We start from the raw sequence: 13,016 nt of genomic DNA, 5'->3' as shown, positions 1-13,016 counted from the left end.
CCTATCTCCCATGCCCCTCGGCGACGACGTTGAGAGGTATAGGCGTTCGCAGCACCTTTCTGAGAACCTCTTCTCGCTTTCCAAAAGATTGGAGCCGTCCCTCCCCGACCGCGAGCACATGGTCAACGGCCTCGAGCGCCTTCGGACGATGCGCGACAATCACGACAATGCCGCCGCGCTGACGAACGTTCATAATTGCTTTGGTCAGCGCCTCTTCACCGTCCGAATCCAGATTCGAGGACGGCTCGTCGAGCACGACCAGGAAGGGATTTCCATAGAACGCGCGTGCAAGTCCAATACGCTGTCGCTGACCGGCCGACAGTGCCATGCCGCCCTGCCCGATTTTCGTGCTGTAGGCGTCGGGAAGCGAGAGGACGAGATCATGCACGCCTGCCGCGCGCGACGCTTCCAGGACCCCCCTAATACCACTTCAGTGGCCCGGCCGCGGGATAGGGCCCTAAGCGCGCTCGCAGAGCTCGTGCGCTGCTGCTAGTGAACTTCCGAGGGAAGCAATTCGATCACTCGATCCCTGTTTGCAATGGCAAGCTTTGCTCCGAGAGCCGGAGCAAGCCTTTCCATGATCGCGTGCCGCTGTGAGCGGATTTCCCGCTCGATTGCGTCTGAGTAGACTGGAAGCGCGTGAATTGTATCCCGTGGAACTCTGCAGAGCACTTCGCCAAAGCCGGTAACTACCCGGGCGGAGAGCGCCTTACCATCCCATTCAACGTCACTGACGAATTTGATCTTCATGTCCATTCCTTTCGTCTTCGAATATAATTTCACAGTGTTGGCTGACCTGGCTCCTCAACGAACCAATCGGAAAAACCTGAGCGGCAACAATCAACTCCCTTTAACGTCGATTGTCGCCCACAGTTGATTGCCGCTGGGCCTTTGTACGCGAATCCACCGATAGGGCGCCCACGACCACGGCGCGATCTCTGGCGCAAGATTGTCGAGCACGAGATCGCCGCTAAGGGTGCGCACGAGGAGCACCAGGTGGTGTTCTCCGGACTTCACCGCGACTTCGCTCAACAGCAGGACCCGCGCCGGCCACCCGCGTCGAAGCAGTTCGTGGCGCTTGCTCACCGCGTAATCGTTGCAATCGCCGCGAGCGGGGTTGATGATCCATTCCTCGCCGGCAAGACCGCGCTCGTTGCGAACCGGCGCGATGGCGAGGTTGACGGCGCGATTGACCTCCCGCAGGTCCGTCCAACGCTCCTCAGTCAACCGGATCGGTCCGCCGCGGAAGGAGCGCCGCGGGCGACATTCGGCGTCGTAGCGCAGGCAAAACATCGTGTAGGTAAGGGGCGGAAGCGTCGACCGTCCAAGCTCGATGTGGGGGGCCGCGAGTGAAGCCATCGGCTCGCTCGCGCTTCCCGCGCTCGTCCCCTGAATTGCCCCGACCATGACGCCGACGGCCGCCGCAATGACTGTGCCGGAGGTTCCTTGCATCTGCCGATCTCCGTGGGGCGCGCCAACCGAAGGCACGTCATCGCCAGCACGGCCACGGTCGCCTATGCGCCCGTTTCATTCATTATATTTAAATATGTTTAAATATCAATATAAATATATAAATTAATTCGTGGAATGCGTGCTTTAAAAGTGCCGGCAATTGGGTCCGAGTGCTTTGCCGCAGCATCGTGCTTTAATTCGTTAACCGCGACCAAGCCGGTGCTTCCCTGAGCAGGACTGATCTCACATGCCAGAGCTACTCGTCATTTTGGGCGCTGAAGCTTCAATACTGGTCTTCGTTGCTGCGATGACTGTGTACGTCAAGCGGATGGACGTACTGAGCGGACGGACGTTCGAGCAATCCGTCGTCGCGGGCCGTGGGCACGGGCTTTCGCCACGGCCGCTCCGTCGACGCACGCGTGATCTACTGCGGTTGATCAGGAGGTGGTTCGATATCGCCGCGACCGACCGATCGAATCTCGTACCATGGCCGGATCTCGCCAAAACGCTGCGGTCGCCCCGTCAAAGCAGGCCGCGGGCTCTGTCCTGGTTTGGAATGCCCCCTCGCCGTTCCGCTACGCCGGCAACCGACGCTTCCGGCCGCAAAGTCATATGTCCAGAGGCGGGTCGCAGCGCCGGCCTGGGGCGCGAACGATTCACTGACAAGCTGCTGAGATCGTGATTTGGCGAAGGGTCGCGGCCGAAGGAACCGGCTTTGACTTGACCTGTTTGAGGCGGCCCCTCCGACCACGCGGCTCACTGCCTGAGGCCGATTTTGGCTGGTCGGTCCCGTCGCCTGACGCACCCTACCCTACGACTTGCAGCCAGTCGTCAAGCTGTAACGAAACGAAACGAACGGTCGCAAAGCCGGTACTCGCTGTCGCTAGTCCGCACGCATGCCAAGCTGCACAAGAAATTGCCGGACAGCCTGCTCCCACAGCACCGTGTTACCCTTTGGAAATAGCATATGCCCCGCGCCTGTTGCTGGCAGGGCCACAAAGAGGATCTTGGAGTGAGAACTGCTGCTATAGGCGAGCCACATCTCTTTCGCCACGATCGAATCAAAGGTCTCATCGTCGAGCGCGTACAACCAAATTTGAGGCAACCAATTCTCTGATCCGAGTCTGCGCAGAGCGGCAATGAGATTTTCACGGCCGTTACAGAATCCTCCGCGCTTCGACGCCCCGCTGCCACCGGCAAAATTGATCACGCCCCGAACGCCATTTGGCGCATCCGACGCCACACCGAGCGCTCCAAACCCTCCGTGCGAATGGCCTACCACAACGATATTGTTTGGGTCGATAAAGCTTTGTCGTTGCATGAAAGCCACCACGGCTTCGATGTCGCGCGCGGTTTGCTTGGCGGTTGCAAAATAGTCCATAGTGTCGCATGTTCCGACCATGTCGTTCACCCCTCCTTCAGACCGGCCGTAGCCCTGTCGGAGCGGGACGACGACGACGAAGCCTTGATCGACAAACCAATGCGCAGCGGTTTCGAAGCCCGGCTCGACGCCGCTGAAGTTCCTCTTTGGCTTGCCGTGGCTGATGACCACTAGGGCAAACGGACCAGTTCCTCGCGGTCGATAAACCGTCGTCTCCAGCAATGGAGCGTCTGGAGCTGGTAGTCCGGACGGAGATGCCGGGACCCACCAAAGCTGCTGGTTGTCGGTGCCGTGCGGCAGTTCGGCGGGGCCAACGTGGCGCTCGACCAGCGGCAACGGCATCGTCGTTATCTTCAGCACGACAATGCAAAAGCCAGCCAACGTGAGCAGGCTTGCCCATGTGGCCGCTTTGGACGACGAAGGATCAAGGCGCATCACCAAGCTCCCTTTGATACGGCCCTTCGAGCGTGCCGGAGGTTAGGTCGGGCAGCGACAGGCGCTCACCTCAAACAGTCCACGGCTACGCGGAGGATTTAGCGCGGTGGGCGAGGTCGGGGGTCGATGTCGCCAGGATTTCCTATCCACTCGCCCGCGGCGGCTCGGTCAGTTCGAGCAAGGATGGGCGGGATTCTCTCGCTGTTGGAATAGCCAAAATACCGCACAAACTCCGGCTCTTCGAACGGAACGTCGTGGTACGTTCTCGCCAGCCAATTGCTTGCGGGATCCCGGCTCCATTCCTGCGGGAACAAGGCGACTTCATTCGGTATTTGGTCATCTATCGGGCTGCCAATAGGTTCGTTCAAGAGGGCACTAAGTAACGCCGACGGCAAATCCGGGCCGTCACGACTGGGAAAATGATCGATTTGAGTGGCCCGGGGGTTAATCTCTATCAGCTTCGCCTGCTGCGTGGCGTCATCCAATACAAAGTCGAATCCAAAGATGCCCGAGAGGTTGAGATGCTGCGCGATCGAGCGCGCGGTAGCAATCATCGCCTCTCCCTTCACACGACGGACCACGCTTGCCACTCCGAACTCACTACTACGCTGCAGCACCTCGACAGCCGCTGAACCGAGAATATCACCATGCCAACACGCCACGGCACAGTTTGCGAGGCGTCCTGGAACGTATGACTGGATGCAAATTTGAGCGGTCGGAATCCTGGCGGTCAGAAAGGCTTCAGCATCGCCGTCCACTAGGAACGATTTCAGCCCACGTACCCAGCTCTTCCGGAGCCGCATCCAGAGAAGAGAGGGGAGGACTTCAGCTCCGCTGCGGATTATGATCACATCTCGCCCACCCGAACTTCCGTCGAGCTTCAGGACAGCCGGAAGCCCGTGCCGCCGAACCCAGCTCAACAGATCCTCAATGCAACCGATGGCCGCCGTTTGGGGGATGTGAACCTCCGGCAATTGCGCAAGATTGGAGAGGAAGGAACGTCGGACAATGACGGGGTACGAGAGCGGCGATCCCAACGACGCTTCGATGAGCGCCGCGATTCCCAGCATGCCGGCCTCACCAGGCCGAGCCGACGCTTCGTCATATAACCTGTGAAGGTGGGCAACAACGCGATCGTCGCAGGGCACAATCAGATCAGGCTGCGATGCTGCGATGGCAGCTTTCATCGAGTCGTAGGCCGACGTTCTCCGATATTCAAAGGTGCGGTTCGGCGCATGCATGCGATGAACTGGATGTTCAGTCGGTGCAACGACATGCACCGCAGAGCCTGCTTTCCGAAAAGCGATCGCCAGTCGGGCGACGTTGGGCCACAACATGCTATGCGCGAGGAGGACTCTTGCGGTCATTTCCCCGCCCAAACATCGAACCGTGGTATTGCAGGACTGGATGATTGCAGACGAGGTGCCCGTCTCAAGATCGGCACCAGACGACGCGAGGCAAATCCCGCTCCAAAAGCGAAGCGCATCATTGGTCCAAAGCTGTTTGCGGCAACCGGACCTGTGAAGAAGACCCCCTTGACCGATGATTCAAAACGTGTCGACAGCACGGGAGCGTGGCTTGTGTGCGACAACTGCGAAAGCAGTGATTTGTCAAGATAGCTAAGGCGACGCAAGTCGACACGATAGCCTGTCGCGGCGATCACGTGATCTGCCTGCACGCGGGCTACTGCCCCCGTCGCGTCGCGCAATTGCAGAGAGATGCATCCTCCGGAAACCGATGCATGCATCAGTTCGTGGCCGCTCAATACAGGAACGCGCCCGACAAACATGTCCTTCACTGGCCATCCCGCCGCTGGTCCTAGATGACGACGAACTACTTCCCGACGGAAGCTGTCGGGCATGAAGTGAAAAAGCAACGGCGCATCGGTACACATTCGGGATCTCAGACCCGGGCCGATGCCGGAACGGGGATGCCTGAGGCGTTTCCACAAGGATTGTTTGCCAGCCGGAGGTGGACTCGCGAACGTCAGGTTCTGTCGGCGGCAGATCAATGTGACGTCGCAGCCGCGCGCCTTTAGCAGTGCCGCAAGATCGATGGCCGAAGCTCCTCCACCGATGACGGCAACGCGACGGTCTACAACATCGCTGAGATCACCATGATCATAGCTGTGCGAAATTAAGTCGGCGGGCAATGCGTCGAGCGGCGGTGGCACATAGCGAAAGTGGCCGACACCTGTCGCCAGCACGATGCGTCGGGCCCGCACCATGGCTCCATTCTCGCGGTTGAATGCGAACCCTCTGCCAAGTTGTCGAACCGAGCAGATTGTTGTTTCCTCCAGGTTCGGAGCAAAGCGCTTAGCGAATGCCATCCCGTAGTCGATGAAGGTCTTCAAGTGGACAGGGATTCGATCGTCGCTGTATTCGATTGAGTGCTCCCGACAGAATCGCGATAGCGGCAGTTCATTTTCAGGATCGTAGAGGTTGGAGGCGAAGCCGTCGGACTTCAACACCATGCCTTCAGGCATGTGGCGCCGCCACATCTCCATGGGGCGCCCAAAAATCGCATGATCGACCCCCGCGGCACGCAAATGGGCCCCAAGCGCCAACCCGTAGGGGCCAGCACCGATAATTGCGACATCAGTATCCATATCGCTCACCACCGACCAGACCAACTCAATCGCATATAGCTCAAACCGAAAAGACCCGAGCGGCAGGCGCGCTCATGACGGTTGCTGCTGCTTTCCGGGATCCTGCACGCCCACGTCCCGCCTTCGGCGAATGCGTCGCAATCGCGACCGCGTGAGACCGCGCGCCGCTGATCTCCCACGGCCACAATTCCATCGGCTCACCTGTTGTCGGCGGTGCGATCCTTCGCAGTACGGCGGCAAGCCGCTCCAGGGTTCGGTGCCGCCCTAACCGGATCTCGCGTTCGCTTGCGTCCGAATGAATAGGGCCCGAGTGCGTGAATGTCTCACGAGGAATTCTACAGGGCGCGTCTCCAAACTTGCTCGCCATCCGGATCGAGAGCGCCTTGCCATTGCATTCGACTTTGCCGACTAACGCCATCTCGCGGACACGCGCCATTTTTACCTCAAAATGTATACAAACATTAAATTTGACGTTATAATATTAAACTGGACGATTAATGCAACTCAAATTTCGGTTTAATATTCGAGCGGGCACCGTGAGAAAAAACGTCGATTTCAATCCGCCATCATCAGCCGGCCGTGGTCGCAGGGCTGAGATGGCATGAGGCGTTATATCGCGACTGCGCTGGACAAACCGATTGCGCGCGATTCCGTATCGCGACTAGCAAACGAATTACCGCGCGGTCAATTCTTTGCCGGCCTCCTCGCTCTCGGTTGCGCGAGCGGCCTCGCCTCCCGTGCCATTCAGTGGATCCACCGGCTTGGATGGCTGGATGCGCTTCTCGGCACCTTTGACATCAGCGTAGTCGTTTGGGTTTCGTGTGCAGTCGGCGTCTCTCTCGTTTTTCAAGATCGAACGGCTGGGGTTCGTTCCTCAGAACTCGCCCTGGGAGCAGCCTTTCTCCTGCTCATCATTCTACCCATTGGTCCCGTCAGCTGGCTGGCGGTAACTGCGCTTAGCCTCTACATCATCACCAGCACTGAAATTTCATCCTCTCGGCGCGGCGCCTCGATATTGCTGGCTACAACGGTACCTATGCTTTGGAGCCGGTTGCTATTTCATTTCTTTGCCGAGCCAATATTGCGAATCGATGCGTCGCTCGTTGGCGCGATCCTGCGCACGCGCCGAACAGGAGACATCGTTGAATTTGCCGACGGTTCGGGAGTTCTGGTCATTCTGCCAGCGTGCTCTTCGCTTGCAAATGTGTCGCTAGCGCTTCTGTGCTGGGTGACCATGAGCCAACTGGTCAGCCACAAGAATTCTGCTTACGATCTATTTTGGCCCTTTTGGGCCTGCTTCTCCGTCGTAGTGGTGAATGTTACCCGTATTAGCGTCATGGGGCTGAGCCAGTGGCACTACGCCGTGTTTCACGGTTCTTGGGGTGCCGCGATCACAAGCGCGATCATTCTAGGGCTGATGGTCGGAATCTGCGCGCTGGGGGTGAGGCGTGAACTCTTCCAGCATATTTAGGTGCTGCATCGCGGCGGCGGCTTTGCTCGCCATCGGATGGAAGGCCGCGATGCCCTTCGAAAATCCGAACTATCTGAAGAAGGCCATTGTCAGTTTCCTCGAACGACAAGATTTCGACGTTGTGGTGACCGAGCAGGTGGCGGCTGACACGCCGATCATCCGAGCGACCAGAGCGTCATGCCAACTTCAGGTCGCGCAGCTCACTCCCGATGGATCGAACCGGAATCTCGTCCGACATCTCACGATCGGCATGGATCGCTCATTCGTCGTGTTCCGCGGCGGAGTGTACACGCAACAACCGATAGGCAGGACCGTACTGCATTATCTGTTGTCCAGATTTCTTCGCGAGCTTGGATTGATTAGACAGATCTCTTACGCCATCAACGTGGCTGAGAACTCGTCTTGCAATGCAGAAGAGCTCCCATGGACCGAGTTTGAAGATCGCACCTGAAACGGCACGGCTCACATCACAGGTCATCCTTTGAAGAATCCGGAGGTCGTTGGTTCCATCACACGAAACAAAAGATTGCTATTGACATAATAATTAATTTTAACCAATCATTAAATCTATCAAACAGGTTGTCCCCGACGGGGCGACAATTCTCGAAAGGACAACAAAATGACCATCCCGGGCTGGGTCCTTGCGATTTTCCTTACAATGGCCGCGGCATTGCCGGCCGGTGTCTACTTCACGGCTACCCTGTTCTTTCCTCCTGACCAAACCTACACGTACGTCGGTCAGGGAACGGCCAGCGGCGCACCGGGCCCCCTCGCCGGCGCTGGGCTATCTTTCTCTGCAGTTGCCTATGGCGCCTACTGGATGATCAGGCGCCGCCGGCGCAAGCCGGATTAGGCCGTGTGGACATTTACTTTCGCCAGAGCAGAGGTGCGGCGAGCGAGCACGGCGAAGTGGGCAGACTTATGCGTCTGAACCGCCCAGTCAGAGACGCAGCATTCGGTGATGTGACTCTCGCGTAGAGGGCTTGTTGAGCGGACAGGTATTGGCCGGCGAAGGATTGGTCGTGACGGCCTGAGTGGCCTTCGATGCCGGACGCATCAGAAGCGTAAGTCCATCGGCCATCACCACCTCGGCTGAATCCCTTCCACAAGCGGCTGGGCTTGCGGCGCCCCGCTGCGAGGGCGTGTTGTGAATCGTGCGGACAGGCTCGCCGGGGAGCGATCTGCCTGAAGCGTTTGGCGAATGGAATAGCGTGTTCCGTGCTTCAGCTGGTGGAGCGCCAACGGGGTCCGGCTTCGCATGTTCGAATCGCGGGCAGATGATCCAGATTTTGAATAGCTGATCATGCGGCCCCACTATCGTCCACGGCCACCAGCATGCCAGCGGACTCAAATTCAGGCCATCGGGTCGATCGCGCGGCAGCCTGCCTGCCAAAATCCATCTGGTTGTCCGAGGCTTGGGGTGTCCGGCCCGGCGGCCTGTCAAACCGCGCTGGTCCGGCCGGCTAATCAAGCCGGAAGTACGATTGCGCATCGCTCAGAACGAGCTAATCCATGACACCCAGGGCTTTCTCTCAAGAAATTGAATCCGCAACCAGGCCCGGAGTGATTGTCTCTCCGCCGCGGCTCGGGCTCGAACGTGGCCTACCCCGTGTAGGCCGCGCCACGAATGCCAGCTTCGCCGTAGGAACGTAACCAAGCGCGTCTTCCGCAAGGAAGGTATCGGTCGAGCCCCCAGAGCTCGACCGATGGCTGACCACCGACATGGAAAGTCATCTCGCGCACGAGCGGCCCGAAAGCCGGTCGAGCGTCAGCGCTCCTTGAGCGCGCGCTCCGCCTGATCCTGCAGCGGCTTGAGCAGATATGACAGCGCGGTGCGACCTGAGGTCTTGATAAAGGCCTCAACTGGCATGCCGGGCAACAGCTTGGCCGCACCAAGTTTTGCCATTTCCTCAGGCTTCAGCAGGACGCGACCGGTATAGTAGCTGGTGCCGGTACGCTTGTCCTCGGTAATATCAGCGGAGACCACGCCGACCTCCCCATCGATTTCGGGCGTGGTCTTCTGGTTGAATGCTGCAAAGCGCATGGTCGCGGCCTGCCCCACATATACCTGATCGATGTCGCGCGGCGCGATTTTGACTTCAACCGCGAGCGAATCCGCATCCGGCACGATCAGCATGATCTGCTCGCCGGGAGCGATCACACCTCCGACCGTATGGACGCTGAGCTCGTGGACGCGGCCCGACTGGGGAGCTCGGATATCGACTCGATTGAGCTGATCGACGGCCGCGGTCTTGCGCTCGCCAAGCTCGGAGAGTTTCGAGCGCGTTTCGATCAGATCCTTGCCGACTTCCGTTCGCAGGTCCTGGTCGACCTGAATGATCTGGAGCCCGATTTCCGCGATCTTGCCCTTTGATTGAGCAATCATTCCTGCCAGCTGACTCCGCTCGCCTTCGAGCCGGGCGGCATCACGCTCCAGGGAGTTGAGCCGCGTGATCGGCACCAGATTTTTTTGCCAGAGGCTGCGGACGCCCTCCAGCTCCTGACGGATGAAATCGACTTCCTTCTGCTTGGCCTCGGTCTGCCCGGTAAAGCCCTTGATCTCGTTTTCCAGCTGCGCGCTTTTCTCCTGCAACTGCGCTTTTTGGCCACCCCTCGCCTGACGACGCAGCTCGAACAGCTTCCGCTCCGCGACGATGGCGCGGCTTGCCTCAGAGTTGCTCTCCTTGGCCCGGTCCAGCAGCACCTTGGGAAACACGACCTGCTCGGCGCCATCGCGCTCGGCCTCGAGGCGGGCCTGCCGTGCAAACAGCTCATCGAGGCTGTTGGTGACGATTGTCGCATTCGCGAGCGTCTGGGTCTCGTCGAGGCGGATCAAGATGTCCCCCGCATTGACCCTGTCGCCCTCCCGCACGCGTAGCTCGCCGACGATCCCGCCCGTTGCGTGCTGAACCTTCTTCACGCTCGAGTCTACCACAACCACGCCTTGGGCGATTACGGCTCCGGACAATTGCGCCGTGGTTGCCCACCCGCCGACGCCGAACGCAACTGAGCCGAACAAAATCATGCCAATGATCATGTAGCGCTCGATCGATTGCAACGCGGGCGTGACCTGGCTGTTCATCGGCCGCCTCCCGGACCTTCCGCAACCACCTTGAGCGGTACCGGGTTGCGCAACACCCTGTTGAGAACCTCCTCTCTCTTCCCGAAAGATTGCACCCTTCCGTCCCCGAGAACCAGAACATGGTCCACACCTTCGAGTGCTTTCGGACGATGCGCCACAACGACGACAATGCCGCCGCGGCACCGCACATTGAGAATCGCCTGGGTCAGGGCCTCCTCGCCCTCCGAATCCAGATTCGAGGACGGCTCATCGAGCACCACCAGGAACGGCTTGCCGTAGAAGGCGCGTGCAAGCCCGATACGCTGCCGCTGACCTGCGGACAGCGTCATTCCTCCTTCACCGATTTTTGTGCTATAGGCATCGGGAAGGGAAAGAATGAGATCGTGTGCGCCAGCAGCGCGCGATGCCTCCAGGACCGCGGCGGCCGTCGCGTGGACATCAAATCGCGCAATGTTCGCTGCGATGCTTCCTTCAAACAATTCGACGTCCTGAGGCAGATAGCCTATGTGCCTTCCGAGCGCGTCCGAGGCCCAGTGCTCAAGCGCTGCATTGTCGAGCCTGATCCTGCCACGGACGCTGGGCCAAACGCCGACTAATGCACGAGCGAGGGTTGATTTGCCTGATCCGCTCGGACCAATGATTCCCACGGCCTGCCCCCTGCGCAGCGCGAACGACACTTCACTGAGGGTCGGCCTCTCCGCATTTGGCGCCCCCACATAGAGATGCTCGACCACCAGAGTTTCGCCAGGCGCCGGCAACGCCAGCCGCTCCTCTTCGCAGGGCAGAATCTTGAGCAGCTGGTCCAGCCGTTGTCCCGATTGGCGCGCTGCCACGAATCCCTTCCAGTTCGCAATGGCCAGTTCGACAGGCGCCAGCGCCCGCGCCGTGAGGATCGAACCGGCAATGATGATGCCGGCTGTCGATTCCTGATTGATGACGAGAACGGCGCCAACGGCGAGAACCAGCGATTGCAGGATCGACCGAAAGACCTTGGAAATCCCGCCGAGGCCGTTTGCAACATCGCTCGCCCGTTCGTTGGCTGCGAGATACTTCACGTTGACCTCCCGCCAACGCAGGGCGGCCTGCCGTCGCATGCCCATGGCCTGCAGAACCTCAGCATTTCTCCGCCCTTCGATAGCCAGGGCGCTGCGGGAGACCGCAAGGCGCGATGATGCTCTTGCCGGCCCTCTCGTCCGCGTTTCCGTGAGCATGGTAATGCCGACCAGCACCACCGCCCCGACCAGCGCCGTGACACCTATCCAGAAATGAAAGAGGAAACAGACGCCGAGATAGATCGGCATCCATGGGAGATCAAACAGGGCGGTGGGCCCTCCGCCCGACAGGAAGCCGCGGACCTGATCAAGATCCCGCAATGGCTGCAGGCCGTCGCCGTCAGCCCTGGTCTTCAAGGGCATGCGCACAAGCGCATCGAAGACGCGAATGCTGAGCTTCTCATCGAGATAGCGCCCGACGCGTCCGCTGATCCTGCTCCGGACCAGGTCAAGCCCGCCCTGGAACAGGTAGAGCACGGTCGCCAGCGCCATCAAAGCGATCAGTGTCGGTATGCTGCGGCCGGGAAGCACTCGATCATAAACTTGCAACATGAAAAACGAGCCGGTGAGCATCAATAGATTGCTCATGCCGCTGAAGGCCGCGAGGGCCCAGAAAATTCGGCGGCAAGACCGCAGGAAGGCCGACATCTCCGAGCTCGGCTCATCATAGTCGTTGGCCGATCGCGGGAGACCGGAGAACAATCGTTGCCGCAAAGCTTCGACAAGATGTTTCGCCGCGCCGATCGGCCCTTGCCTCCGCAGTTCGGCGTCTTCCGCCCACTGCTGCGCAGCGGCCCAAAACCTTGCGAAATGCGAACGTTGGTTTCGGTAAATGCTTGCAGGCAGGGGGATTGTCCCCCACCGCTCAAAGTTTGTCATGGCACCCGCCCTTGAACCGCGCCTTATGTGATGATCCCCAAGAAGATCCCCAAGGCAGATTTGAGTTTGATGTCCCTGTCGTCGAGCTACTACTACGCGAGGTAGACGTCAGATTGATTTTGCGTACCGCGCCTGGTCAACTTGAGTGCAATGCCTTCCGGTACCAACGCGACATGATCACCATCCCGTTATTTAATTTGTTCTTCCCGCCCCCCATTTACCTCACTAGGGATGTCGTTCAGGGTTCGATGTTGTGGCGATCTGTATCGCGTCCCAACCACCTTATAGTCAACTGACTCGTCTCACCTGCCGGTCGCCATAGGCTTTTTTGGGACCAGACGGGGGCCGGGATGAGGTTTTCAACCAGCGCACCAACGTCGGCGCTGCAATAACTCAAGATTCTTCTTCGATTAAATCGCCCTTGAGTTATCTGATGTCATGCCAGACGGCGAGATTCAACACGCTTTCATTACGGCACGCTCCAGCCCACAGAAATCATTGCTTAAGCGCCGACGCGGGCCTGCATGAGCGAGGCAAAGACCCAGCGCCGATTTTTATCTCTGATTCAATTTCATTTATTTGCGCACGCTCATATTTTTAACGCGATGAGAAACGAAAAGAATGGCTTGTGGGGAGCGAAGGGAAGTCACGTCCTG

General features: G+C 59.1%; 10 protein-coding genes and 2 pseudogenes. 4 read left to right on the top strand and 8 right to left on the bottom strand.

Going from position 1 to position 13,016, the window contains the following annotated elements:
* Position 1 precedes the first annotated feature (1 nt).
* The 6 genes and pseudogenes from XH80_RS26090 to XH80_RS26065 all read right to left on the bottom strand — a co-directional run.
* Positions 2 to 415 (bottom strand): annotated as a pseudogene (locus tag XH80_RS26090) (ATP-binding cassette domain-containing protein); the annotation flags it as partial.
* 74 nt (positions 416 to 489) lie between these two features.
* Complete coding sequence (locus tag XH80_RS26085; RefSeq protein WP_271601026.1) at positions 490 to 750, bottom strand: hypothetical protein; 261 nt, start codon at positions 748 to 750, stop codon at positions 490 to 492.
* Positions 751 to 840: 90 nt separating this feature from the next.
* Positions 841 to 1,452 (bottom strand): transglutaminase-like cysteine peptidase, encoded by a 612-nt coding sequence (locus XH80_RS26080; protein WP_271601025.1) that lies wholly within the window; start codon positions 1,450 to 1,452, stop codon positions 841 to 843.
* 883 nt (positions 1,453 to 2,335) lie between these two features.
* On the bottom strand, positions 2,336 to 3,268 hold the full coding sequence (locus XH80_RS26075) for an alpha/beta hydrolase family protein (protein ID WP_271601024.1): 933 nt from the start codon (positions 3,266 to 3,268) through the stop codon (positions 2,336 to 2,338).
* Between the two features lie 98 nt (positions 3,269 to 3,366).
* Positions 3,367 to 4,635 carry an ATP-grasp domain-containing protein gene (locus tag XH80_RS26070; protein WP_271601023.1) on the bottom strand — a complete coding sequence of 423 codons (1,269 nt, stop codon included), beginning with the start codon at positions 4,633 to 4,635 and terminating at the stop codon, positions 3,367 to 3,369.
* Positions 4,632 to 5,876: an NAD(P)-binding domain-containing protein gene (locus tag XH80_RS26065; protein ID WP_271601022.1), complete on the bottom strand. Its 1,245-nt coding sequence runs from the start codon at positions 5,874 to 5,876 to the stop codon at positions 4,632 to 4,634. The genes XH80_RS26070 and XH80_RS26065 overlap by 4 nt, the downstream gene beginning before the upstream one ends.
* 601 nt (positions 5,877 to 6,477) lie before the next feature.
* Between XH80_RS26065 and XH80_RS26060 the strand changes: the two genes are divergently transcribed.
* The 4 genes and pseudogenes from XH80_RS26060 to XH80_RS26045 form a co-directional block, all read left to right on the top strand.
* Positions 6,478 to 7,347: a hypothetical protein gene (locus XH80_RS26060; RefSeq protein WP_271601021.1), complete on the top strand. Its 870-nt coding sequence runs from the start codon at positions 6,478 to 6,480 to the stop codon at positions 7,345 to 7,347.
* Positions 7,325 to 7,798 (top strand): hypothetical protein, encoded by a 474-nt coding sequence (locus tag XH80_RS26055; protein WP_271601020.1) that lies wholly within the window; start codon positions 7,325 to 7,327, stop codon positions 7,796 to 7,798. The genes XH80_RS26060 and XH80_RS26055 overlap by 23 nt, the downstream gene beginning before the upstream one ends.
* Positions 7,799 to 7,966: 168 nt before the next feature.
* Entirely contained in the window at positions 7,967 to 8,200 is a 234-nt protein-coding gene (locus tag XH80_RS26050) for a hypothetical protein (RefSeq protein WP_271601019.1), read from the top strand.
* A 298-nt stretch (positions 8,201 to 8,498) separates the two neighbouring features.
* Positions 8,499 to 8,780: pseudogene (locus XH80_RS26045) on the top strand (IS5/IS1182 family transposase); the annotation flags it as partial.
* Between the two features lie 335 nt (positions 8,781 to 9,115).
* Here the strand turns inward: XH80_RS26045 and XH80_RS26040 are convergent.
* Together XH80_RS26040 and XH80_RS26035 are read right to left on the bottom strand one after the other, a co-directional pair.
* Positions 9,116 to 10,429, bottom strand: coding sequence for an HlyD family type I secretion periplasmic adaptor subunit (locus XH80_RS26040; RefSeq protein ID WP_271601018.1), 1,314 nt, complete (start codon positions 10,427 to 10,429; stop codon positions 9,116 to 9,118).
* A complete protein-coding gene (locus tag XH80_RS26035; protein ID WP_271601058.1) occupies positions 10,426 to 12,129 on the bottom strand; it encodes a type I secretion system permease/ATPase in 1,704 nt (567 codons plus the stop codon). The genes XH80_RS26040 and XH80_RS26035 overlap by 4 nt, the downstream gene beginning before the upstream one ends.
* Positions 12,130 to 13,016 lie beyond the last annotated feature (887 nt).

The organism is Bradyrhizobium sp. CCBAU 45384 (assembly GCF_028128665.1).
Classification (GTDB): domain Bacteria; phylum Pseudomonadota; class Alphaproteobacteria; order Rhizobiales; family Xanthobacteraceae; genus Bradyrhizobium; species Bradyrhizobium manausense.
Note: the sequence above shows the minus strand (reverse complement) of the source record. Positions and strands in the feature narration are given on the sequence as shown.